Genomic DNA, 23785 nt, shown 5'->3' with positions numbered 1-23785 from the left:
CACGGACGGCCCGCAGCTTCATCACGGTGGAGAATGACGCGCCGATGGGGGCGCGGGGAACCGCGCGATCAGCCACGGGCGGTCCGCAGGTTCTGGACGGTGGTGCCGGTTCCCGGACGGGTCGGCGCCGACGGCGGGGAACCCCCACCGGCGACTTCCACCTCGTACACAAACCGTCACGGATGGTACGGGTGGGAAAGGGGCCTGAGGCAAACCCGGGCGCAGGCATCGGCCCCGGACCCATAGGATTGGGCCAAACCACACACTCTCACCCAGAGGATCGCTGCATGCCTGGCATCACGCGCGAGGAGGTCGCCCACCTCGCACGGCTGGCGCGTCTGGAGCTGAAGGCCGAAGAGCTCGACCACTTCGCCGGCCAGCTCGACGACATCATCGGCGCGGTCGCCCGCGTCAGCGAGGTCGCCGACCAAGACGTACCGCCGACCTCTCACCCGCTGCCGCTGACGAACGTCATGCGCGCGGACGAGGTCCGTCCGTCGCTCACCCCCGAGCAGGCGCTCTCCGGCGCCCCGGCCCAGGAGCAGCAGCGTTTCAAGGTGCCGCAGATCCTGGGGGAGGACTAATCACCATGACGGACACCAACGTCAACATCATCAAGCTGACGGCGGCCGAGATCGCCGCGAAGATCGCCGCGGGCGAACTCACGGCCGTCGCGGTCACCGAGGCCCACCTCGCCCGGATCGAGGCCGTCGACGAGAAGGTGCACGCCTTCCTGCACGTCGACCGCGAGGGTGCCCTCGCGCAGGCCCGCGCCGTCGACGCGAAGCGGGAGCGGGGCGAGAAGCTCGGCCCGCTGGCCGGTGTGCCGCTCGCGCTCAAGGACATCTTCACCACCGAGGGCATCCCGACGACCGTCGGTTCGAAGATCCTCGAGGGCTGGATCCCGCCGTACGACGCGACGGTTACCGCGAAGCTGAAGGCCGCCGACGTCGTCATCCTCGGCAAGACCAATATGGACGAGTTCGCCATGGGGTCCTCCACCGAGAACAGCGCGTACGGCCCCACCGGCAACCCCTGGGACCTCACCCGTATCCCCGGCGGCTCCGGCGGCGGGTCGAGCGCCGCGCTCGCCTCGTTCGAGGCGCCCCTCGCCATCGGCACGGACACCGGCGGCTCCATCCGCCAGCCCGCCGCCGTCACCGGCACGGTCGGCGTCAAGCCGACGTACGGCGGGGTGTCGCGCTACGGCATGGTCGCGTTCTCGTCCTCCCTCGACCAGGGCGGTCCCTGCGCCCGTACGGTCCTGGACGCCGCGCTGCTGCACGAGGTCATCGCGGGCCACGACCCGCTCGACTCCACCTCCATCGACGCCCCGGTCCCGCCGGTCGTCGAGGCGGCCCGCAACGGCTCGGTCGCCGGCATGCGTGTCGGTGTCGTCAAGCAGTTCCGCGGCGAGGGCTACCAGGCCGGTGTCGTGCAGCGCTTCGACGAGGCCGTCGCCCTGCTGGGGGAGCTCGGCGCCGAGATCGTCGAGCTGGACTGCCCGTCCTTCGACCTGGCGCTGGCGGCGTACTACCTGATCGCCCCGTCCGAGTGTTCGAGCAACCTCGCCCGCTTCGACGCCATGCGCTACGGCCTCAGGGTCGGCGACGACGGCACGAAGTCGGCCGAGGAGGTCACCTCCCTCACCCGTGAGGCGGGCTTCGGCCCCGAGGTCAAGCGCCGCATCATGCTCGGCACGTACGCGCTCAGCTCCGGCTACTACGACGCCTACTACGGCAGCGCCCAGAAGGTCCGTACGCTCATCACGCGCGACTTCGAGAAGTCGTTCGAGAAGGTCGACGTCATCGTCTCGCCGACCACGCCGACCACCGCCTTCCCGATCGGCGAGCGAGCCGACGACCCGATGGCGATGTACCTCGCGGACCTGTGCACCATCCCGACCAACCTGGCGGGCAACGCCGCCATGTCGCTGCCCTGCGGTCTCGCCCCGGAGGACAACCTCCCGGTCGGTCTGCAGATCATCGCCCCCGCGATGAAGGACGACAGGCTTTACAAGGTCGGCGCCGCAGTCGAGGCCGCCTTCGTGGAAAAGTGGGGGCACCCGCTGCTCGAGGAGGCTCCGTCGCTGTGAGTAAGGCTCTGACCAAGGCCAAGGGCTTCAAGAAGTCCAAGTCCGGCACGTACCTGTCCATCGCGACCACCGCGTTCGGTGCCGTCGGCGTCGCCAAGCAGGCCAAGAAGGCCCGCACGGAGCACGACACGCTGCGACTCATCGACGCGGCCGTGTCCGCCGCCGCCATCGTCACCGGCCTCGCCATCCTCTACCGGGAGCTCAGGCGCCTGGGCGACGACGACGTCCTGCTGGGCTGAGAGGGAAGTTTTCACCGTGACCACCACGACCGACGAGCTGGTGTCGTACGAGGACGCTCTCGCGACGTACGACCCCGTCATGGGCCTCGAAGTCCATGTCGAGCTCGGCACCAAGACCAAGATGTTCTGCGGGTGTTCCACCGAGCTGGGCGCCGCGCCCAACTCGCAGACCTGCCCGACCTGCCTCGGCATGCCCGGCTCGCTGCCCGTCGTCAACGCGACCGGCGTCGAGTCCGCCATCAAGATCGGCCTCGCGCTGCACTGCGAGATCGCCGAGTGGTGCCGCTTCGCCCGGAAGAACTACTTCTATCCGGACATGCCGAAGAACTTCCAGACCTCCCAGTACGACGAGCCGATCGCCTTCAACGGCTACCTCGACGTACAGCTGGAGGACGGCGAGGTCTTCCGCGTGGAGATCGAGCGCGCACACATGGAGGAGGACACCGGCAAGTCCACCCACGTGGGTGGCGCGACCGGCCGTATCCACGGCGCCTCGCACTCCCTGCTCGACTACAACCGCGCGGGCATCCCCCTCATCGAGATCGTCACCAAGCCGATCGAGGGTGCGGGCGAGCGCGCTCCCGAGGTCGCCAAGGCGTACGTCGCCGAGCTGCGCGAGCTCATCAAGGCGCTCGGCGTCTCGGAGGCCCGCATGGAGATGGGCCAGATGCGCTGCGACGTGAACCTGTCGCTGCGCCCGCACGGCCGCGAGAAGTTCGGCACGCGCTCCGAGACGAAGAACGTCAACTCGCTGCGCTCCGTGGAGCGTGCGGCCCGCTTCGAGATCCAGCGGCACGCCGCGGTTCTCAACAGCGGCGGCACGATCATCCAGGAGACCCGCCACTTCCACGAGGACACCGGGTCCACGACCTCGGGCCGTGTGAAGGAGGAGGCCGAGGACTACCGGTACTTCCCGGAGCCCGACCTCGTCCCGGTCGCCCCGTCCCGCGAGTGGGTCGAGGAGCTGCGCGCGGGTCTGCCAGAGCAGCCGCTCGCGCGTCGCAACCGCCTCCGTGAGGAGTGGGGTGTCTCGGCGCACGACATGCAGTCGATCCTGAACGCCGGTGCCATCGACCCGATCGTCGCCACGATCGAGGCCGGTGCGGACGCCGCGTCCGCCCGTAAGTGGTGGATGGGTGAACTGGCGCGCAGCGCAAACGAGTCGGGCAAGGCCCTGGAGGACCTGCCCATCACCCCGGCGCAGGTTGCCCGGGTGACGCAGCTCGTCGCCTCCGGGGACCTGAACGACAAGCTCGCCCGCCAGGTCATCGAGGGCGTGCTCGCGGGCGAGGGCACCCCGGACGAGGTCGTCGACAAGCGCGGTCTGAAGGTCGTCTCGGACGAGGGCGCGCTGACCGCCGCCGTCGACGAGGCCATCGCCGGCAACCCGGGCGTCGCGGACAAGATCCGCGGCGGCAAGGTGGCCGCGGTCGGCGCCCTGGTCGGCGCGGTCATGAAGGCCACCCGCGGCCAGGCCGACGCGGCCCGCGTCAAGGAACTCATCCTGGAGAAGCTGGGCGTCAGCGAGGGCTGAGTACCCGTCAAGCACCCACCTGGGGGGATGCATCGACACCGATGCATCCCCCCAGGCATGTCCGGGGGCCCTTGATGCGACAGAGTTCATCGGATTGTCGTGTGAACTACCTCGCACTCTTGTGAGCAGGCCCATGAATGAGGCAAACGATCGCTTCTGGCTGCAAGAGTGATGACGCATTAGTCATGCGTTCTTTGCGGGCAAATCCCGGTAAAGATCCGTAAAACACTCTGGGAGCTTGTCCGTTGGCAGCCCTTGCGCGCTGGTGTGTACGGCACCGCCTCGTCACCGTCCTGCTGTGGCTCCTCGCCCTCGGCGGGGTGAGCGCCGCCGCGGCCGTCACGGGCTCCGCGTACTCGAACAACTACGAGGCCCCCGGCACCGAATCGGGCCACGCCGACCGGCTCCTGCAGCAGGGCTTCCCCGGTCTCGGCGGCGACAGCGACACCGTCGTCTGGCGGACCACCCCCGGCACCGTCCGCGCCGCCGCCGTCGAACAGACCATGACGCGCGCCCTCGACGAGATCGCCGCCCTGCCCGGCGTGGCCTCCGTCGTCAGCCCCTACGAAGGGCAGGGCACGGGCCGGATCAGCGGCGACGGACGTACGGCGTACGCCACCGTCACCTTCGACGGCCAGGCCGACAACATCTCCAAGAGCGAGGCGCAGGCCGTCGTCGACGCCGCCAAGGCCGCCGAGACCGACGGGCTCCAGGTGGAGTTGGGCGGCAGCGCCATCGGGCTCACGGAGTCCTCCGGCGGGCACCTCGCCGAGGTCGTCGGCGTGGTCGTGGCCGCCGCGGTGCTCTTCCTCGCCTTCGGCTCGCTCGCCGCCTCCCTGCTGCCCATCGCCACCGCCCTGGTCGGCGTCGGGACGGCGTACGCCTCGATCGTGCTCCTGGGGCACGCGATGACCGTCGCCGACTTCGCGCCCATGCTCGGCACGCTGATCGGCCTCGGCGTCGGCATCGACTACGCGCTGTTCATCGTGACCCGGCACCGGCGCGGGCTCAAACGCGGGCTTCCGGTGGCCGAGGCGGCCCGCAACGCCGTCGCCACCACCGGCCGCGCGGTCGTCTTCGCGGGCGCCACCGTCTGCATCGCCCTGCTCGGCATGCTCATCCTGCGGCTCAGCTTCCTCAACGGTGTCGCGATCGCGGCCTCCTCGACCGTGGTCCTCACCGTCGCGGCCTCCGTGACCCTGCTGCCCGCCCTCCTGTCCTTCATCGGCCCGCGCGCCCTCAGCCGGCGCGAGCGGCGCAGGCTGTACGAGCACGGGCCCCAGCCGGAGCTCCCCACCGGACTCGCCGCCCGCTGGTCGGTGTTCGTGGAGCGCCACCCCAAGCTGCTCGGCGCGGTCGCCGTGGCCGTCATGGCGCTGCTCGCCCTGCCCACGCTCTCCCTCCATCTCGGCACCTCCGACCAGGGCAACAACCCGAGGTCGACGACGACCCGGCAGGCGTACGACCTCCTCGCCGAAGGCTTCGGGCCGGGCGTGAACGGACCGCTGACCCTGGTCACCCACGTCGGCGGCGCCGAGGACAGGCTCGCCCTCGACAGCCTGGACAGCACGCTCCGGGCGACCGCAGGGGTCGCCTCGGTGACCCCGGTGACGTACGACACCGGGGGCGACACCGCGTACCTCACCGTCGTCCCGCGCTCCGCGCCGCAGTCCCAGCAGACCAGCGACCTCGTGGACCGGCTGCGCACCGAGGTGCTGCCGCGCGTCGAGGCGGGCACCGGGCTCGACGTGCGCGTCGGCGGCGTGACGGCGAGCTACGACGACTTCGCCGCCGTCATCGTCGGCAAACTGCCCCTCTTCGTGGGCGTCGTGATCGGCCTCGGGTGTGTGCTGCTCCTGCTCGCCTTCCGCTCGCTCGGCATTCCGCTGAAGGCCGCCGTGATGAACATCGCCGCCGTGGCCGCCGCGTTCGGGGTGGTCGTCGCGATCTTCCAGTGGGGCTGGGGGAGCGAGCCGCTGGGCCTCGGCCGCGCGGGTCCGATCGAGCCCTTCCTCCCCGTGATCATGGTGTCGGTCCTCTTCGGGCTCTCCATGGACTACCAGGTCTTCTTGGTCAGCCGGATGTACGAGGAGTGGCTGGAGACCGGCGACAACCGCCGTGCCGTCCGGGTCGGGCTCGCCGAGACCAGCCGGGTGATCAACTCCGCCGCCGTCATCATGATCTCGGTCTTCCTCGCCTTCGTGCTCAGCGGCGACCGCGTCATCGCGATGTTCGGCATCGCCCTCGCCTCCGCCGTCGCTCTCGACGCCTTCGTCCTGCGCACTCTCCTGGTCCCCGCCCTCATGCATCTGCTCGGCGGCGCCAACTGGTGGCTGCCCCGCTGGCTCGACCGGCGGCTGCCGCGCATCAGCGTCGAACCGCCCGAGTGCCGCGCCGCCCATGAGAGGCTGGCTGCTGCGACGGACGCCGAGGTGGCGGACGTACTGGAGGACGAGCTGGAGAAGGGGCGGCAGCAGGATGTACGCGATATCCCTGGGTGACGACGGCGCGGAACTGCGGCCCCTGGAGCCCTGGCAGGCGGAGGAGTTTCTCGCGCACCTGGACCGGGGGAGGGAATTCATCGGGCAGTACATCCCCTTCGGCTCCAAGGCCACGGACGTGCCCTCCGCGCGGGAGACACTCCAGCGGTACGCCGACATGCGCGCCGCCGACACCGGGTCCCTGCACGGCCTGTGGCTGGAGGGGAAGCTCGTCGGCGGGGTGCTCTTCCTGAATTTCGACGCCGAGCATGGCAACTGCGAGGTCGGCTGCTGGCTGGAACCCGCCGGCACCGGACGCGGTCTGGTCACCCGGGCGATGCGGATCCTCATCGACTGGGCGGTCGAGGAGCGCGGGATCCACCGTGTGGAGTGGATCGCCGCCTCGGCGAACGTGCCGAGCGTGAACGGCGCCCGGCGGCTCGGGATGACCCGGGACGCGGTGTTGCGGGAGAGCTACCCCCACCGGGGCGTACGCCTCGACATGGAGGTCTGGTCGGTGCTCGCGCCCGAGTGGCGGGCGGCACGCGCGCGTGAGCAACGATGATCGTGGCCGTCGCTCACAACGATCATTAAGAGACTTCTCAGACTCCGTCCGTACGGTGCGGGTCATGGGAACCAAGACAGTTGACGAAGCCGTGGACGCGAACGGCACCGAGGCAAAGAGCGACGAGGAGACCGTGAACGTCACCAAGACCGACGAGGCGCCGGACGCCGAGGTCGAGGAGACCGGCAACGCCGTAGCCGAGGACCAGGACGACCTCGACGCCGAGGCCCTGGAGGGCGAGGACGCCCCCGAGGCCGAGAAGGGCACCCCCGGCGTCGGCCAGGGCGCCGCCGCCGTCGTCTCCGCCGGCCTTGGCGTCGTGTCCCTCACCGGCAGCTGGGTCGCCACCGTGGCCGCCGCCCGCGAGACCCTCGTCGGCCAGCTGGGGACCTCCTCGACCGCGAGCGTCGCCAAGCAGGTCAAGGAGGTCTACGGCGACGCGTGGGCGACCACCGCGCTGGTCGGCGGCCTCTTCGCGCTGGCCGCGCTGATCGTCGGCGTCGTGGTCCTGGTCCGGCCCGCCTTCGGGGCCCCCGGCAAGCCGCAGGCCGCCTGGATCAAGTCGGTCGCCTGGGCGGGCGTCTCGCTCGGCGTCATCGGCCTGGTCCTCGCCGTCGCCAAGTACTCCGACATCATTCTCGGACTGCCGTCCACCAGCTGAATCCCGGGCTGAATTCCCGGCTGGATCTCCGTACCTCTGAGGGGCCTTAGGGCCGCCGTAAGTCACCTACGGCCGCTCTAAGGCCCTTCGCGTGCGCAAGATGCGGAACTCTCCCGATGCGACGCACCCCCCTGGGAGACGAAGGTTGAGGCATCGCGGAAAGCGATGACGAAACCCACTCCTCACGAGGGACACGACATGTTCGAGTACGAGCTTCAGCAGATGCGATCCAACGAACTGATCCGCGAGGCACAGAACCACCGCCAGGCGCAGGAAGCCCTCCGTGGCCGTCGCGCCGCAGCGCGCGAGTCCGGGCAGAACGACTCGGAGGGGCAGGCGCATAGTCCGCGTCCCCGCCGACACCGGTTCGCCCGCGCCGCATGAGCGCGGGGGCGGGGGGCGGCCGTACGGGGGTCGGCCGCCTCCCAGCGAGCGGGGTGGCGGTCGCCCGCTCGATAACCAGTGCCGCACTGTCAGACCCCTGTGCGATGCTCGGGCCTGTGGAAACCAGGTCCGTCAGCCCGGTGTTCGTCGGTCGCACCGACGAACTCGGCGTCCTGCACGACGCGCTCGCCCGTACGGTCACTGGGGGTACCTCCCAGGCGTTCAGCACCGGGGGAGAGCCGCAGGCGTTGCTGCTGGGTGGTGAGGCCGGAGTCGGGAAGACCCGCCTGCTCGAGGAGTTCGCCACCGTGGCCGTCCGCGAGGGCGCCGTCTTCGTGTGCGGCGGCTGTGTGGAGATCGGCGCCGACGGACTGCCCTTCGCCCCGTTCTCCACCGCCCTGCGCGCTCTGCGCCGGCTGCTCCCCGACGAGCTCGCCGCCGCGGCCGCCGGACAGGAGGACGAGCTGGCCCGGCTGCTGCCTGAGCTGGGCGAGACCGGCCGCGGCGGACGGCCCGACGAGGAGGGCATGGCCCGCCTCTTCGAGCTCACCGCCCGCCTCCTGGAGCGCGTCGCCGCCGACCGCACCGTCGTCGTCGCCCTCGAAGACCTGCACTGGGCCGACGCCTCCACCCGCCACCTGCTGGCCTACCTCTTCCGCACCCTGCGCAGCGGCCGCCTCGTCGTCATCGCCACCTACCGCGCCGACGACATCCACCGCCGCCACCCCCTGCGCCCCCTGCTGGCCGAACTCGACCGCCTCCGTACGGTCCGCCGCATCGAACTCGGCCGCTTCAGCCGCGCCGAGGTCGGCCGTCAGATCGCCGGCATCCTCGCCCACGAACCCGACCCCGCCCAGGTCGACGACATCTTCGAACGCTCCGACGGCAACGCGTTCTTCGTCGAGGAGCTCGCCGTCGCCGCCCACCAGGGCTGCCGCACCGGACTCACCGACTCCCTGCGCGACCTGCTCCTCGTCCGCGTCGAAGGCCTCCCCGAGAGCGCCCAGCGCATCGCCCGGATCGTCGCCGAGGGCGGCTCCACCGTCGAGTACCCGCTGCTGGCCGCCGTCGCCCGGCTCGCCGAGGACGACCTCATCGAGGCGCTGCGCGCCGCGGTCGGCGCCAACATCCTGCACGCCTCACCCGGCGGCGACGGCTACCGCTTCCGCCACTCCCTGGTCCGCGAGGCCGTCAGCGACGACCTGCTCCCCGGTGAGCGCTCCCGTTTCAACCGCCGCTACGCCGAAGCCCTGGAGGCCGACCCCACACTCGTCCCGGCCGACGAGCGCGCCACCCGCCTGGCCAGTTACTGGTACCACGCGCACGACGCGGCCAAGGCCCTGCCCGCCGTCCTCGACGCCTCCGTCGCGGCCCGCCGCCGCCACGCCCACTCCGAGCAACTCAGGCTCCTGGAGCGCGCGATGGAGCTGTGGGAGGCCGCCCCCGAAGCCGTACGGGACGAGCTGCGCCCCATCGACTACGTGGAGGTCTTCCCACCCTGTGGCTGCGACCCGGCCAAAACCCCTCTGCGTTACCTCGACCTGATGGCCGAGGCCGCCGTCGCGGGCCGGCTGTGCGGGGAGCGCGAGCGCGCCCTGAAGATCACCAAGCGGGCGCTGCGCGTCCTGGAGGACGAGGACGACCCCCTCCGCGCCGCCTGGTTCTGGACCCAGCGCTCCCGCCTGGTGCAGGCACAGGCCCGGGGGGACGGCTGGACGGAGCTCGCCACCGCCCAGGACCTGGTGCGCGGCCTGCCGCCGTCGGAGGTGCACGCCGAGGTGCTCTCCATGGTCGCCGCCTGGTGCATGCTGCACGAACCGGGCCCCGGCGCCCTCTCGGCCGCCGAGCGCGCCGTGGAGTACGCGCGCATGGTCGGCGCCCGGGACATCGAGCTGAACGCCCGGCTCACGCTCGGCGGCCTCATGGTCGACGCGGGCGACGTGGAGACGGGCATCGCGGAGATGTACGAGGTCAAGGAGCGGGTACCCCGGCACGGCGCCTCCCACGTCACGGGGCGTGTATACGTCAACCTGCCGTCCCACCTGGAGTCGGTCGGCCGCTCCCGGGAAGCGATCACGATCCTGCGCGAGGGCATCGAACTCGCCCGGAAGGCCGGGCTGTTGGACACCGAGGCCTGGGTGTGGGGCAACCTCTCGGAGTCGCTCTACGCGCTCGGCCAGTGGGACGAGGCCGTGGAGGCCGCGCGCAACGCCCTGCGTGTCGGGCTCAGCGGCAAACCGTCCGGCAGCGGTGCCATGCGCCTCGCGGATCTCGCGCTCGCCCGCGGCGACCTCGCCGAGGCCGCACGTCAACTCACCGCCGCCCGCGCCCACTTCGGCACCCACGACTCCATGCCGCAGCACTCGCTGCCCCTGGTCCGCACCGCGATCGGCATCGCCGCCGGAGAGGGACGCCTCCTCGACGCCCGCGCCGCCCTGGAGGACACCCTCGACGCGGGCTTCCCGCCCGGCACCCAGCGTGACGGCTGGCCGCTGCTGCTCGCCGCCGCCACCGCGGAGGCCGACGCCCGCGGACTGCCCGTCGCCGAGGCGGGCCGCGCCGGCACCCTGGAGCGGCTGCGCAAGGCCGCCAAGTCCCTGGCCACCGGAGCACCCGTCTGGCTCGCCCATGAAAGGTGGGTACGCGCCGAGCTCCGCCGCGCCGAGGGCACGGCCGACCCGCACGAATGGTCCGAGGCGGTCACCGCCTTCGAACCGCTGGAGCGCCCCTACGACCTCGCCCGTGTCCGTCACCGACTCGCCGAGTCCCTGCTGATCGCGGGAGCCGACGAGGACGACCGGGCCCGCGCCACGGAGCTTCTGCGGCTGGCCGGTGCGGCGGCCGGCCACCTCGGCGCCCGCCCGCTCGCCGACGCCGTCGCGCTCCTCGCCCAGCGGGCCCGCCTCGCCCTGGGCCGCGCCCCCGAGCCGTCGGCCCCGGCTCCCGCCGACCCGGCCGAGGCCCTCGGCCTCACCAGTCGTGAGCGCGACGTCCTGCGCCTCGTCGCCGCCGGCCGCAGCAACCGCCAGATCGCCGAGGAACTCTTCATCTCCCCGAAGACCGCCAGCGTCCATGTCTCGAACATCCTGGCCAAGCTGGACGTCTCGGGCCGGGGGGAGGCGGCGGCGCTGGCGCACCGCCTGCGTCTGTTCCCCCAGGAGGCCCCCACCGCCCGGACGGCGGGCTGAGGCATACGCTGGTACGGACCCGGGCCGAGGGAGGCGCCGTGTTCAACATGTTCGAGGAGCTCTTTGCACCAGGCCGCAAGCACACCAACGACGAACGCAAGCGACTCGAACTGAGCCGCGTGGACCTGAACGACGGTGACCCGGGCCGCGGCCCCATAGACCTGACCTCCGGCAAGGTGGTCGTACGGCTGCCCAAGCAGGAGCGAGACCAGGGGCAGGAGGACGGGCAGGACGACACGGGGGAGGAGCCCGCGTCGGAACCGGACGAGTCCTGAGGCCGGACGCCTACTTCACCTCCAGCTCCAGAATCCTGTCGTCGCCCTTCCCGGGGCTGCCGCGGCCGTCCGTCTCGCTCGTCACGAGCCAGAGCTTGTCGCCGCCCGCCGGGACCACCGTCCGCAGCCGGCCGTACTCGCCCTTCAGGAAGGCCTGCGGGGCGGCGGCGGCCTCCGTGCCCTTCAACGGGATGCGCCACAGCCGTTGGCCGCGCAGCCCCGCCATCCAGATGGAGCCCTCGGCATAGGCGATACCGCTCGGGGAGGCCTGGTCCGTGTGCCACTGGGCGACCGGATTGTGGTACTTGGGGTTGTCGCTCCTGCCCTCGACCACCGGCCAGCCGTAGTTGTCGCCCGGCTTGATCTGGTTCAGCTCGTCCCAGGTGTCCTGGCCGAACTCGGAGGCCCACAGCCGCTGCTTGTCGTCCCAGGCGAGGCCTTGCACATTGCGATGGCCGTACGAGTAGACCACCGAGTTGTCGAAGGGGTTGCCGGGCGCGGGATCGCCGTCCGGTGTCATCCGCAGGATCTTGCCGCCCAGCGCCTTCGCGTCCTGGGCCTGCCCCCGGTCACCCGTCTCGCCCGCCCCCGCGTACAGCATCCGGTCCGGACCGAAGGCGATCCGACCACCGTTGTGGATCAGCCCCTTGGGGATGCCCTTGAAGATCGTGTCCGGCGCCCCGAGCTGCTCTCCGGACGGCTTCTTCTCGTCGTACAGCATGCGGACGATGCGGTTGTCCGAGGCCGTCGTGAAGTACGCGTAGATCATGTGGTCGGAGGCGTACGCGGGGGAGAGCGCGATGCCGAGGAGGCCGCCTTCGCCGGCGGGGGCCACGCCGGGCACCTGGCCCAGTTCGGTCTTCCTGCCCGTCTCCTCGTCGACCCGCGTGATCGTCCCCTCGTCCCGCGAGGACACCAGCAGGCCGCCCTCCGGCAGCGGCGCCAGGCCCCAGGGCGACTTGAGGTCCTCGGTGACGGTGCGCACCACCTTCACCGAGCCCTTGGCGGGCGCGGCCGTCTCGGTGGCCCGCGGGGCGGACGACGCCCCCGTCCCCGTACCGCTCGACGACGGGCTCAGGCCGCCGATCGGCGCCCCTCCTCCGCCACCGGAGGAACAGCCGGCCGTCACCACCAGCGCTGCCGCGGCCAACACGGCCTTCATCACTCGACGTTGCACGATCAGAGGTCCCTTCGACGCGGCGGTCCTACTGTTCATACACCGCGCGAGTCCCAGGGGTTCCCGAACCCGGACACCCGGTCCCTCCGGAGCGGGACCTCAGTCCCAGGACCCCCGTGCCCCCGGCAGCGCCGCAACCTCCGCCAGGTCCTCCGCCGTCAGCCGCAGCCCGGCCGCGCCCGCGTTCTCCGTGACCCACCGCTCCCGCTTGGCGCCCGGCACCGGGACCACGTGCCGCCCCTGGGCCAGCACCCAGGCCAGCGCCACCTGGGCCGGCGAGACCGCGTTCCCGAGGTGGCCGTGGCGCCGGGCGATGCGCCGCAGCCCGACGACGATGGGCTGGTTCGCGGCCATCATCTCGGCCGTGAAGCGGGGGTGGCGGGCGCGCAGGTCATCGGGCTCGAACCCCTCGCCGGGGGTGAGCGTGCCGGTCAGGAAGCCGTTGCCGAGGGGCATCGCCGCCAGGAAGCCCACCCCGCGCGCCGCACACCACGGCAGCAGCGCGTCCAGCGCCTCCGTCGACCACACCGACAGCTCCGCCTCCACCGCGCTCACCGGGAAGACCTGCTGCACCCTCTCCAGTTGCCGGATCGTTCCGTCGTGCAGCCGCGCCCCGGAGCGACGGGCGGACCGGGCGCCCACCGCGCACAGCCCGAGCGAGCGCACCTTTCCGGCCGACACCAGGTCGGCCATCGCGCCCCACGTCTCCTCGACCGGAATCTCCGGGTCCGCGCGGTGCAGCTGGTACAGGTCGATCACATCGGTCTGGAGGCGGCGCAGCGACGCGTCGCACGCCCGCTTCACATAGCCGGGGCGCCCGTTGGCCACGATGTGCTGATCGCCCACCAGCAGTCCCACCTTCGTCGACACGAAGGCCTCGGAGCGCCGCTCCTTCAGCACCCGCCCCACCAGCAGCTCGTTGGTGAAGGGCCCGTACATGTCGGCCGTGTCGAGCAGTGTCGACCCCCGGTCGAGCGCCGCGTGCACCGCGCGCAGCGACTCCTCACCGCGCTGTCGCGAACAGGTGTACGCCCAGCTCATCGGCATGCACCCGAGCCCGATCGCCCCCACATCGAGCGTTGCCGCGCCGATCGTCCTGCGCTCCACCTGGCCCTGACCCTCCTTCTTCCGGCACCCCAACCTAGCCTCTGCGCGACCGGGCACCTGGCATAGCCTCCTGACCATGACTTCCGATGTGTGGCTTCCCTTTCAAGCCGACGAGATCGAGGGCATCCCCGAGGGCCTGAGCTACCGCTTCTGGGACGGCGACCAGGAGTTTCCCGCGGATCCCGCCGACTGCGAGTTCTACGTCGTCCCCTATATGAAGGCGCCCGGCGTAGGGCAGCGGCCGCTGGCCGAAATGACCTCCCTGCGGGTCGTGCAGACGCTCTCCGCCGGGGTCGACCACGTCCTGCAGGGCGTGCAGTCCCTGCCCCCGGGCGTGCAGTTGTGCAACGCCCGTGGAGTGCACGAGGCGAGCACCGCCGAGCTTGCGCTCACGCTGATCCTCGCCTCGCTGCGGGGTGTCCCCGACTTCGTACGGGCGCAGGACAAGGGGGAGTGGCACTCCGGATTCCATCCGGCGCTGGCCGACAAGTCCGTACTGATCGTGGGCTACGGCTCGATCGGGTCCGCGATCGAGGACCGGCTCACGCCGTTCGAAGTGGCGCGGGTGGCGCGCGTCGCGCGCTCCGAGCGCACCACGGCGCGCGGTCCGGTGCACCCACTCACGGAACTGCCCGCACTGCTCCCCGAGGCCGATGTCGTGGTGCTTTCCACGCCCCTCACCGACAGCACACGGGGCCTGGTGAACGCCGAGTTCCTGGCCCGGATGAAGGACGGCGCGCTGCTGGTGAACGTCGCCCGCGGGCCCGTCGTCGACACCAAGGCGCTGCTCGCCGAGCTGGACAGCGGACGCCTCACCGCGGCCCTCGACGTCACCGATCCGGAGCCGCTGCCCCAGGGACATCCCTTGTGGCAGACGCCCGGCGTGCTCATCAGCCCCCATGTCGGCGGCCCCACCTCCGCGTTCCTGCCGCGCGCCAAGCGGCTTCTGACCGCGCAGTTGAATCGTTTCGTGAACCAGGAACCCCTGGGCAACGTGGTCCTTACGACGGGCGCGTAGCCGACTTCGGGCACCCTCCGCAGTCCTGTGAATGCGGGCGGTGTCCGTGCGGCCGCTGATCGTCACGGAGCGTAGAGGAGCTATGTCCCTGAGTGACGAGACTGGTGTATCGTCCCGACAGGGGCTGCGCCGCGCACCGTTCGGCGCCGGGGATGGACATTCGGACTGCGAGGGGGGCGACGGGCGATGCACGGCCTATGGACCAACGATCCGACGCGGCGGGGCCGCCGACGACCCTGGCGCGCGGCCACGCGCAGACGCGGCCACGGCGGCCATGGTGGTCACGGTGGCCATCACCACAGCGGGCACAGCGGCCGCAGAAGGCATGCGCATCCAGCGCACACGGGTCGGCGGGACCCCGCGCGGACCGGGTGGGCCCGGTGAGCTCCCCCGGGGCGCTGCTGCCCCGGCGGCCGTTGTGCGGCGGTGGGACGGGCCTGATTTCGCAACTCGTGCTGGCCCTGGTGTGCGCGGGATACGCCTTCGGTTCCGCGCTCGGCTGGGGCTCCGTGACCCTCGCGCTGTTCATGGGCGACTTCGGGCTGAGCGCCGCCGCGGGCACCGCCGCGGTCTCCTGCTTCCTCTATGCCCGCAGCCGCCGCAGCCGCTTTCGACCCGCATGGCTGCTGTTCGCGCTCTCCTCCACCATGGCCGCGCTGGGCAACGGAGTCTGGGGGTGGTACGAGGTCGTCCTCGACCGCCAGGTCCCGAGTCCAAGCTACGCCGATCTCTTCTTCCTCTGTTTCGCTCCGCCCGCCATCGTAGGACTGCTCGTGCTAGCCAAGAGGCCTGTGACCAAGGCGGGTTGGGTCTGCCTGGCGCTCGACTCCTGGCTGATCGGCGGTTCCCTGCTCACGCTGTCCTGGAGCCTCGCGCTCGCCCAGGCGGCGAAGTTCGACGGCCCGAGCGTCGCGCACACCGCGCTCTCGCTGGCGTACCCGCTGCTGGACATCGCCCTGGTCAGCATGGTGCTCGCGCTGCACTTCAGGCGCTCGTCGGTGAACCGCTCGGCGGTGAACACCGCGATCGGCGCGCTCGCCCTGACCGTGATGTGCGACGCCCTGTTCACCTCGCCCCTCCTGCACAACAGCTACCACTCCGGGCAGCTCCTCGACGCGGGCTGGTTCGCCGGGTCACTGCTCCTCGCGTACGCCCCGTGGGTCGGTCCCCGGCTCGGGCAGTCGACCGCCGACAGCCATGGCACGGACGAGCCCCGTAGGGACGGGCACGCACGCGTGGTGCACGAGCACATCCCCGGGTCCCGCCAGGGCGGGCCCGGGATCACCCAGGGAACTCAGGGATCTCAAGAGCCTCAGGGATCTCAGGGGCCTGAGGGATCTCAGGGGCCTCAGGGGCCTCAGGACGCAGGCCACAACCGGTATCCGACCACCCGTCCGATCGCCGGATCACTGGCCGCGCTCACGCCTTACCTGGCCGCCGCCGTGTGCACGCTGGGCATTCTCTACAACGTCCTGAACGGCCGCAGCGTCGACCGCGTCGTGCTCATCACCGCCGGGCTCGTCGTACTCGCCCTCGTGGTGCGCCAGGGCATCATGCTGCTCGACAACATCACCCTCACCCAGGAGCTGGCCCAGCAGGAGAACCACTTCCGCTCCCTGGTGCAGGGCTCCAGCGACGTCATCATGATCGCCGCACCGAACGGCATCCTGCGGTACGTCAGCCCGGCCGCCGCCGGGGTCTACGGCCGCAACGCGGAGGAGCTCGTCGGCTCCGAGCTCGCCTCCCTCATCCACCCCGAGGACCTCGGCTGTGTGGTGCACGAGGTGCGCCGCTTCCTGGCCGCCAGTCACCTGGAGGAGCCCACCACCCGCATCGAGTGCCGCTTCAAGTCCGGCGACGGCGGCTGGCTCAATGTGGAGTCCACCGTCAACCGACACCACGGCGGCCTCATCTTCAACAGCCGTGACGTGACCGAGCGGGTCCGGCTCCAGGCGCAGCTCCAGCACAACGCCGAACACGATCCGCTCACCGACCTGCCCAACCGCGCGCTGTTCACCCGGCGCGTCCAGCAGGCCCTGTCCGGCCGCCGTTCCACCGACCGCGGCGCCGCGCTGCGCGGCACGGCCGTCCTCTTCATCGACCTCGACGGCTTCAAGGCCGTCAACGACACGATCGGGCACCAGGCCGGCGACGAGCTCCTCGTCCAGGCCGCCCGCAGGCTCCAGGACTCGGTGCGGCAGGGCGACACCGCCGCCCGCCTCGGCGGCGACGAGTTCGCGGCGCTCATCGTCGGCGACGGCAGCCGCGACCGGGGCGCGCGCGAACAGCAGATCCTGGAGCTCGCCGACCGGCTGCGGATCAAGCTCTCCCAGCCGTACGCCATCGGCGGCAACGATGTCCGCGTCGCCGCGTCCATCGGCGTCGGCTTCGCAGAGCCGGGACTGGGAGCGGGCGAGTTGCTGCGCAACGCCGACCTCGCGATGTACCGGGCCAAGGCGGCCGGAAAGGGCCGCGTCGAGCTGTACGCGCCCCAGATGCAGCAGGACGTCGTACGGAAGGCGGAGCTGGCCACCCGGCTGCGCTCCGCGCTCCAGGACGGCGAGTTCGCGCTGCTCCACCAGCCCGTGGTCTGTCTCGGGAACGGCCGGATCGTGACGGTCACCGCCCAGGCCCGCTGGCGTTCCTCCCAAGGTGTGCTCTTCACTCCGGCGGAGTTCCTGCGCGTCGCCGAGGACAGCGACAAGACCGCCGAGCTGGGGCGATGGATGCTCGAGGAGGCGGTCGAGCAGGCCGCCGAGCGGACCGCCGCGGGTGTCGCGGTGCCCGTCGCCGTGCGGATGAGCGCCCGGCGTCTGCTGGACCGCTCGATGCCTCTCGGTTCCGTGGAGGCCCTGCTGACCCGGCACGGGCTCGCCTCCGGCTCCCTGATCGTCGAGCTGGCCGACACCGACCCCCGGGTCTCCCTGGACGAGCTGGAGCGGCGGCTGAACGCGCTGCGGCGGCTCGGCGTCCGGATCGCCCTGGACGGATTCGGCAGTGGCTACGCGGCCATCACGACGCTCAGAAGGCTGCCCGTCGACGTACTGAAGCTCGACCGGGGCCTCGTCGAGGGTGTCGTCGAGTCCGCCCGGCTGCACAAGATCACCAGCGGGCTGTTGCGGATCGCCACCGACCTCGGGCTGCAGTCCGTGGCCGACGGTGTGGACCTGCCCGAGCAGGTCGTCGCCCTGCGCGCGATGGGCTGCACGCACGGACAGGGCATGGCCTTCTCCGGGCCGCTCGACGAGTACCGGCTGCGCAGAGCGCTGTCCTGCGGCCACTACCCGGTGCCGCACGGCCCGGCCGAGCCTGCGTTCGCGGGCGGCGGCGCGGGGGTGTATACGAGTGGTGTGCCCGCAGTTCTCGGGGGCGGTACGGCCCTCCGCTCACATAATGAGACTCCCGTCCCACCCACTTGACAGTCGGTGCGTGCCGGGGGGAGGGTCAATGCCATGCGCACCCGAATTCTCGTACTTGGAAAGCGCGTCGGCTGAAGCTGGTGACCACCGGACGGACCCGGAACGCCCAGCGACCGCACCCGGCGCGCTCCCCTCGCTTGCCTCACGGCACGAGGGGTTTTTTGTTGCACAGGCACCAGTCGTACACCGCACAAAACTCGCAAAAACCCTCAGCATCGAGAAGAGAATGCCGATGACCGAGCAGGCCACCGGGGCCCATCACCCGCAGCCGCGGCCCCGTTCCGGAGGACAGCAGTCCGCCCCCGAGCACGTCACGGGAGCGCAGTCCCTCATCCGCTCGCTTGAGGAGGTCGGGGCCGAGACGGTATTCGGCATTCCCGGCGGCGCGATCCTTCCGGCGTACGACCCGCTGATGGACTCCAAGCGTGTGCGGCACGTGCTCGTGCGGCACGAGCAGGGCGCGGGACACGCGGCCACCGGTTACGCGCAGGCCACCGGCAAGGTCGGCGTCTGCATGGCGACCAGCGGCCCGGGTGCCACCAACCTGGTGACGCCGATCGCGGACGCGCACATGGACTCGGTGCCGCTCGTGGCGATCACCGGGCAGGTCGCGTCCAAGGCGATCGGCACGGACGCCTTCCAGGAGGCGGACATCGTCGGCATCACCATGCCGATCACCAAGCACAACTTCCTGGTGACCAAGGCCGAGGACATCCCGAGGACGATCGCGGAGGCCTTCCACATCGCCTCCACCGGCCGCCCGGGCCCCGTCCTCGTCGACATCGCCAAGGACGCACTCCAGGCGCAGACCACCTTCCAGTGGCCGCCCACCCAGGACCTGCCCGGCTACCGCCCGGTGACCAAGCCGCACGCCAAGCAGATCCGCGAGGCCGCCAAGCTGATCACCCAGGCCAAGCGGCCCGTCCTCTACGTCGGCGGCGGCGTCCTCAAGGCCAAGGCCACCGCCGAGCTGAAGGTCCTCGCAGAACTCACCGGAGCGCCCGTCACCACCACCCTGATGGCGCTCGGCGCATTCCCCGACAGCCACCCGCTGCACGTGGGAATGCCGGGCATGCACGGTGCGGTCACCGCCGTCACCGCGCTGCAGAAGGCCGACCTGATCGTCGCCCTCGGAGCCCGCTTCGACGACCGCGTCACCGGCAAGCTGGACAGCTTCGCCCCGTACGCCAAGATCGTCCACGCCGACATCGACCCGGCCGAGATCGGCAAGAACCGCGCCGCGGACGTGCCGATCGTCGGTGACGCCCGCGAGGTCATCGCCGACCTGGTCCAGGCCGTGCAGAAGGAGCACAGCGAGGGCCACGCAGGCGACTACACCGCCTGGTGGAAGGACCTCAACCGCTGGCGCGAGACGTACCCGCTGGGCTACGAGCAGCCGGACAACGGCTCCCTGTCGCCGCAGCAGGTCATCGAGCGCATCGGACAGCTCGCCCCCGAGGGCACCATCTTCGCGGCGGGCGTCGGCCAGCACCAGATGTGGGCCGCGCACTACGTCCAGTACGAGCAGCCCGCGACCTGGCTGAACTCCGGCGGCGCCGGAACGATGGGCTACGCGGTTCCGGCGGCGATGGGCGCCAAGGCCGGTCAGCCGGGCAGGACGGTCTGGGCGATCGACGGTGACGGCTGCTTCCAGATGACCAATCAGGAGCTCACCACCTGCGCCCTGAACAACATCCCGATCAAGGTCGCCATCATCAACAACGGCGCCCTCGGGATGGTCCGCCAGTGGCAGACCCTCTTCTACAACCAGCGCTACTCCAACACCGTGCTGCACTCCGGCCCGGACGCGGACGGCAAGCAGCCGAGCGCCGGCACCCGCGTCCCCGACTTCGTCAAGCTGTCGGAGGCCATGGGCTGCTACGCGATCCGCTGCGAGTCCCCCGAGGACCTCGACAAGGTCATCGCGGAGGCGAACTCGATCAACGACCGCCCCGTCGTGGTCGACTTCATCGTGCACGAGGACGCCATGGTGTGGCCGATGGTCGCCGCCGGCACCTCGAACGACGAGATCATGGCCGCCCGGGACGTCCGCCCCGACTTCGGCGACAACGAAGACGACTGAGACCGAGAGAGAGCCGAGTCCACCACCATGAGCACCAAGCACACCCTCTCCGTCCTCGTCGAGAACAAGCCGGGTGTCCTCGCCCGGATCACCGCCCTGTTCTCCCGCCGCGGCTTCAACATCGACTCGCTCGCCGTCGGCGTCACCGAGCACCCCGACATCTCGCGCATCACCATCGTGGTGAACGTGATCGAGGCGCTGCCGCTCGAACAGGTCACCAAGCAGCTCAACAAGCTCGTCAACGTGCTGAAGATCGTCGAACTGGAACCCGGCTCGGCGGTGCAGCGCGAACTCGTTCTGGTGAAGGTGCGCGCCGACAACGAGACGCGCTCCCAGATCGTCGAGATCGTCCAGCTGTTCCGCGCCAAGACCGTGGACGTCTCTCCGGAGGCCGTCACCATCGAGGCCACCGGCGGCAGCGACAAGCTGGAGGCCATGCTCAAGATGCTGGAGCCGTTCGGCATCAAGGAGCTCGTCCAGTCCGGCACGATCGCGATCGGACGCGGGGCGCGTTCGATCACGGACCGCTCGCTGCGCGCGCTCGACCGATCAGCCTGATCCTTGGTAGGGGCGGTCGGTGATCACCGACCGCCCGTATACCGAGACCCGAAAACTTCCCTTCCCCCGCCCGCCGTACGGTGGGACGCAACACCGCACACCAAGGAGAACCCCAGTGGCCGAGCTGTTCTACGACGACGACGCCGACCTGTCCATCATCCAGGGCCGCAAGGTCGCGGTCATCGGCTACGGCAGCCAGGGCCACGCCCACGCGCTGTCGCTGCGCGACTCGGGTGTGGACGTCCGCGTCGGTCTGCACGAGGGCTCCAAGTCCAAGGCCAAGGCCGAGGAGCAGGGCCTGCGCGTGGTGACGCCGTCGGAGGCCGCGGCCGAGGCCGACGTCATCATGATCCTCGTGCCGGACCCGATCCAGGCCCAGGTCTACGAGGAGTCCATCAAGGACAACCTGAAGGACGGCGACGCGCTGTTCTTCGGCCACGGTCTGAACATCCGCTTCGGCTTCATCAAGCCCCCGGCCGGCATCGACGTGTGCATGGTCGCCCCCAAGGGCCCGGGCCACCTGGTGCGCCGCCAGTACGAGGAGGGTCGCGGCGTTCCCTGCATCGCGGCCGTCGAGCAGGACTCCACGGGCAGCGCCTTCCCGCTCGCCCTCTCCTACGCCAAGGGCATCGGCGGCACCCGCGCGGGCGTCATCAAGACGACCTTCACGGAGGAGACCGAGACCGACCTGTTCGGTGAGCAGGCCGTTCTGTGCGGTGGCACCGCGGCGCTGGTCAAGGCGGGCTTCGAGACGCTGACCGAGGCCGGCTACCAGCCGGAGATCGCGTACTTCGAGTGCCTCCACGAGCTGAAGCTCATCGTCGACCTCATGTACGAGGGCGGCCTGGAGAAGATGCGCTGGTCGGTCTCCGAGACCGCCGAGTGGGGCGACTACGTCACCGGCCCGCGGATCATCACCGACGCCACCAAGGCCGAGATGAAGAAGGTCCTCGCGGAGATCCAGGACGGCACCTTCGCCAAGAACTGGATGGAGGAGTACCACTCCGGCCTGAAGAAGTACAACGAGTACAAGACGCAGGACGAGAACAGCCTCCTGGAGACCACCGGCAAGGAGCTCCGCAAGCTCATGTCGTGGGTCAACGACGAGGCGTAAGCCGTACGGCCGAAGGGGCCGGAGCATCCGCTCCGGCCCCTTCGGTCAACCCTGGGTAACGCCCGTGAGCGCGACGTTGTCCACCCCGTCCAGCCACGGACGGGTGATCCTTCCACGGAGGCGCAAGAAGGCCCCCGTAGCGGCACTACACTGCTGCACAACATACGCGTCAGGCCCACAGCGTCGTGCGTCTTCCACGCGGCTAGCAACCCTCCACCGCATGCGGCCGTCGGGACGGCCGTCCGCATTGGACTTGTGAGGACTCACGTGAGCTCGAAACCTGTCGTACTCATCGCTGAAGAGCTGTCGCCCGCGACCGTCGACGCCCTGGGCCCGGACTTCGAGATCCGGCACGCGAACGGCGCGGACCGCGCCGAGCTGCTGCCCGCGATCGCCGACGTCGACGCGATCCTGATCCGTTCGGCCACCAAAGTCGACGCGGAGGCCGTTGCCGCCGCGAAGAAGCTCAAGGTCGTCGCACGAGCCGGCGTCGGCCTGGACAACGTCGACGTCTCCGCCGCCACCAAGGCCGGCGTGATGGTCGTCAACGCCCCCACCTCGAACATCGTGACCGCGGCCGAGCTGGCCTGCGGCCTCCTGCTCGCCACCGCGCGTCACATCCCGCAGGCCAACTCCGCGCTGAAGAACGGCGAGTGGAAGCGCTCGAAGTACACCGGCGTCGAGCTCGCCGAGAAGACCCTCGGTGTCGTCGGCCTCGGCCGCATCGGCGCGCTGGTCGCCCAGCGCATGTCCGCGTTCGGCATGAAGGTCGTCGCCTACGACCCCTACGTCCAGCCTGCCCGTGCCGCGCAGATGGGCGTCAAGGTCCTCTCCCTCGACGAGCTGCTCGAGGTCTCGGACTTCATCACCGTGCACCTGCCCAAGACCCCCGAGACGGTCGGTCTCATCGGCGACGAGGCGCTGCACAAGGTCAAGCCGTCGGTGCGGATCGTCAACGCCGCGCGCGGCGGGATCGTCGACGAGGAGGCGCTGTTCTCGGCGCTCAAGGAGGGCCGCGTCGCCGGCGCCGGCCTCGACGTGTACGCGAAGGAGCCCTGCACGGACTCCCCGCTCTTCGAGCTCGACCAGGTCGTCTGCACCCCGCACCTCGGCGCCTCCACGGACGAGGCGCAGGAGAAGGCCGGTGTCTCCGTCGCCCGCTCGGTGCGCCTCGCCCTCGCCGGTGAGCTCGTCCCGGACGCGGTGAACGTGCAGGGTGGTGTCATCGCCGAGGACGTCAAGCCCGGTCTGCCGCTCGCCGAGAAGCTCGGCCGCATCTTCACCGCCCTCGCGGGCGAGGTCGCGGTCCGCCTCGACGTCGAGGTGTACGGCGAGATCACCCAGCACGACGTCAAGGTGCTCGAACTCTCCGCGCTCAAGGGCGTGTTCGAGGACGTCGTCGACGAGACGGTGTCGTACGTCAACGCCCCGCTGTTCGCGCAGGAGCGCGGCGTCGAGGTCCGTCTGACCACGAGCTCGGAGTCCCCCGACCACCGCAACGTGGTCACGGTGCGCGGCACGCTCGGCGACGGCCAGGAGGTCTCGGTCTCCGGCACGCTGGCCGGCCCCAAGCACCTGCAGAAGATCGTCGCCGTCGGCGAGTACGACGTGGACCTCGCGCTCGCCGACCACATGGTCGTGTTGAGCTACGAGGACCGTCCCGGCGTCGTCGGCACCGTCGGCCGTATCTTCGGCGAGGCGGGCATCAACATCGCGGGCATGCAGGTCGCGCGTGCCGCCGCGGGCGGCGAGGCCCTCGCGGTCCTCACCGTCGACGACACGGTCCCGCAGAACGTGCTGGGCGAGGTGGCCGAGGAGATCGGCGCCACCTCGGCGCGCTCGGTGAACCTCGTCTGACATTCGCAGTACGCGGGCTGGGGCCCGGTCA

18 protein-coding genes are annotated in these 23785 nt (G+C 70.8%); 16 read left to right on the top strand and 2 right to left on the bottom strand.

Annotated elements, in window-relative coordinates; all coding sequences use genetic code 11:
• Positions 1 to 287: 287 nt before the first annotated feature.
• The 10 genes from gatC to SMIR_RS10070 all read left to right on the top strand — a co-directional run bounded on the left by gatC (position 288) and on the right by SMIR_RS10070 (position 11421).
• A complete protein-coding gene (gatC, locus tag SMIR_RS10115) occupies positions 288 to 584 on the top strand; it encodes an Asp-tRNA(Asn)/Glu-tRNA(Gln) amidotransferase subunit GatC (RefSeq protein ID WP_010984178.1) in 297 nt (98 codons plus the stop codon).
• A gap of 5 nt (positions 585 to 589) precedes the next feature.
• Positions 590 to 2095 (top strand): Asp-tRNA(Asn)/Glu-tRNA(Gln) amidotransferase subunit GatA, encoded by a 1506-nt coding sequence (gene gatA / locus SMIR_RS10110; RefSeq protein WP_168495788.1) that lies wholly within the window; start codon positions 590 to 592, stop codon positions 2093 to 2095.
• On the top strand, positions 2092 to 2334 hold the full coding sequence (locus tag SMIR_RS10105) for a hypothetical protein (RefSeq protein WP_101400827.1): 243 nt from the start codon (positions 2092 to 2094) through the stop codon (positions 2332 to 2334). The genes gatA and SMIR_RS10105 overlap by 4 nt, the downstream gene beginning before the upstream one ends.
• Positions 2335 to 2350: 16 nt before the next feature.
• Positions 2351 to 3868, top strand: coding sequence for an Asp-tRNA(Asn)/Glu-tRNA(Gln) amidotransferase subunit GatB (gatB, locus tag SMIR_RS10100; RefSeq protein ID WP_168495790.1), 1518 nt, complete (start codon positions 2351 to 2353; stop codon positions 3866 to 3868).
• 245 nt (positions 3869 to 4113) lie between these two features.
• The gene (locus SMIR_RS10095) at positions 4114 to 6369 is read left to right on the top strand and encodes an MMPL family transporter (RefSeq protein ID WP_212726895.1); all 2256 of its coding nucleotides are present in this window, start codon (positions 4114 to 4116) and stop codon (positions 6367 to 6369) included.
• Entirely contained in the window at positions 6347 to 6913 is a 567-nt protein-coding gene (locus SMIR_RS10090; protein ID WP_067370891.1) for a GNAT family N-acetyltransferase, read from the top strand. The genes SMIR_RS10095 and SMIR_RS10090 overlap by 23 nt, the downstream gene beginning before the upstream one ends.
• 64 nt (positions 6914 to 6977) lie before the next feature.
• The gene (locus SMIR_RS10085; protein ID WP_212726894.1) at positions 6978 to 7574 is read left to right on the top strand and encodes a hypothetical protein; all 597 of its coding nucleotides are present in this window, start codon (positions 6978 to 6980) and stop codon (positions 7572 to 7574) included.
• A 198-nt stretch (positions 7575 to 7772) separates the two neighbouring features.
• Positions 7773 to 7958 carry a hypothetical protein gene (locus SMIR_RS10080; protein WP_168495796.1) on the top strand — a complete coding sequence of 62 codons (186 nt, stop codon included), beginning with the start codon at positions 7773 to 7775 and terminating at the stop codon, positions 7956 to 7958.
• Positions 7959 to 8062: 104 nt separating this feature from the next.
• Entirely contained in the window at positions 8063 to 11146 is a 3084-nt protein-coding gene (locus tag SMIR_RS10075) for a helix-turn-helix transcriptional regulator (RefSeq protein WP_212726893.1), read from the top strand.
• Between the two features lie 38 nt (positions 11147 to 11184).
• Positions 11185 to 11421, top strand: a complete 237-nt coding sequence (locus SMIR_RS10070; protein WP_212726892.1) for a DUF6191 domain-containing protein — start codon at positions 11185 to 11187, stop codon at positions 11419 to 11421.
• A 10-nt stretch (positions 11422 to 11431) separates the two neighbouring features.
• Here the strand turns inward: SMIR_RS10070 and SMIR_RS10065 are convergent, their stop codons facing one another.
• Positions 11432 to 12583 carry a PQQ-dependent sugar dehydrogenase gene (locus tag SMIR_RS10065; protein WP_248003133.1) on the bottom strand — a complete coding sequence of 384 codons (1152 nt, stop codon included), beginning with the start codon at positions 12581 to 12583 and terminating at the stop codon, positions 11432 to 11434.
• Between the two features lie 114 nt (positions 12584 to 12697).
• Positions 12698 to 13705 (bottom strand): aldo/keto reductase, encoded by a 1008-nt coding sequence (locus SMIR_RS10060; RefSeq protein WP_168495802.1) that lies wholly within the window; start codon positions 13703 to 13705, stop codon positions 12698 to 12700.
• Between the two features lie 76 nt (positions 13706 to 13781).
• Here SMIR_RS10060 and SMIR_RS10055 point away from each other — a divergent pair, with 76 nt between their 5' ends.
• The 6 genes from SMIR_RS10055 (at position 13782) to serA (ending at position 23754) form a co-directional block, all read left to right on the top strand.
• Entirely contained in the window at positions 13782 to 14723 is a 942-nt protein-coding gene (locus tag SMIR_RS10055; RefSeq protein ID WP_168495804.1) for a 2-hydroxyacid dehydrogenase, read from the top strand.
• A gap of 197 nt (positions 14724 to 14920) precedes the next feature.
• A complete protein-coding gene (locus SMIR_RS10050) occupies positions 14921 to 18142 on the top strand; it encodes a putative bifunctional diguanylate cyclase/phosphodiesterase (protein WP_422664418.1) in 3222 nt (1073 codons plus the stop codon).
• 226 nt (positions 18143 to 18368) lie between these two features.
• Positions 18369 to 20225 carry an acetolactate synthase large subunit gene (locus SMIR_RS10045; RefSeq protein ID WP_168495806.1) on the top strand — a complete coding sequence of 619 codons (1857 nt, stop codon included), beginning with the start codon at positions 18369 to 18371 and terminating at the stop codon, positions 20223 to 20225.
• A 27-nt stretch (positions 20226 to 20252) separates the two neighbouring features.
• On the top strand, positions 20253 to 20783 hold the full coding sequence (gene ilvN, locus SMIR_RS10040) for an acetolactate synthase small subunit (RefSeq protein WP_054234575.1): 531 nt from the start codon (positions 20253 to 20255) through the stop codon (positions 20781 to 20783).
• Positions 20784 to 20898: 115 nt separating this feature from the next.
• Positions 20899 to 21897, top strand: a complete 999-nt coding sequence (gene ilvC, locus SMIR_RS10035) for a ketol-acid reductoisomerase (protein ID WP_054234574.1) — start codon at positions 20899 to 20901, stop codon at positions 21895 to 21897.
• A 267-nt stretch (positions 21898 to 22164) separates the two neighbouring features.
• A complete protein-coding gene (serA, locus tag SMIR_RS10030; RefSeq protein ID WP_101400838.1) occupies positions 22165 to 23754 on the top strand; it encodes a phosphoglycerate dehydrogenase in 1590 nt (529 codons plus the stop codon).
• The last annotated feature ends 31 nt before the right edge of the window (positions 23755 to 23785 follow it).

Origin of the sequence: Streptomyces mirabilis (genome assembly GCF_018310535.1) — a bacterium.
In the GTDB taxonomy this organism is placed as follows: domain Bacteria; phylum Actinomycetota; class Actinomycetes; order Streptomycetales; family Streptomycetaceae; genus Streptomyces.
The sequence above is the reverse complement of the archived record's forward strand: the minus strand, read 5'-3'. Positions and strand labels throughout refer to the sequence as shown.

What these genes read in the sequence shown, in the direction of transcription:
- SMIR_RS10045 (WP_168495806.1), top strand. Translation starts at nt 18,369, where the DNA reads ATGCCGATGACCGAGCAGGCCACCGGGGCCCATCACCCGCAGCCGCGG.
- SMIR_RS10050 (WP_422664418.1), top strand. Translation starts at nt 14,921, where the DNA reads ATGGACCAACGATCCGACGCGGCGGGGCCGCCGACGACCCTGGCGCGC.
- SMIR_RS10090 (WP_067370891.1), top strand. Translation starts at nt 6,347, where the DNA reads ATGTACGCGATATCCCTGGGTGACGACGGCGCGGAACTGCGGCCCCTG.
- gatC (WP_010984178.1), top strand. Translation starts at nt 288, where the DNA reads ATGCCTGGCATCACGCGCGAGGAGGTCGCCCACCTCGCACGGCTGGCG.
- SMIR_RS10085 (WP_212726894.1), top strand. Translation starts at nt 6,978, where the DNA reads ATGGGAACCAAGACAGTTGACGAAGCCGTGGACGCGAACGGCACCGAG.
- SMIR_RS10055 (WP_168495804.1), top strand. Translation starts at nt 13,782, where the DNA reads ATGACTTCCGATGTGTGGCTTCCCTTTCAAGCCGACGAGATCGAGGGC.
- ilvN (WP_054234575.1), top strand. Translation starts at nt 20,253, where the DNA reads ATGAGCACCAAGCACACCCTCTCCGTCCTCGTCGAGAACAAGCCGGGT.
- SMIR_RS10065 (WP_248003133.1), bottom strand. Translation starts at nt 12,583, where the DNA reads ATGAAGGCCGTGTTGGCCGCGGCAGCGCTGGTGGTGACGGCCGGCTGT.
- SMIR_RS10075 (WP_212726893.1), top strand. Translation starts at nt 8,063, where the DNA reads ATGCTCGGGCCTGTGGAAACCAGGTCCGTCAGCCCGGTGTTCGTCGGT.
- SMIR_RS10080 (WP_168495796.1), top strand. Translation starts at nt 7,773, where the DNA reads ATGTTCGAGTACGAGCTTCAGCAGATGCGATCCAACGAACTGATCCGC.
- gatA (WP_168495788.1), top strand. Translation starts at nt 590, where the DNA reads ATGACGGACACCAACGTCAACATCATCAAGCTGACGGCGGCCGAGATC.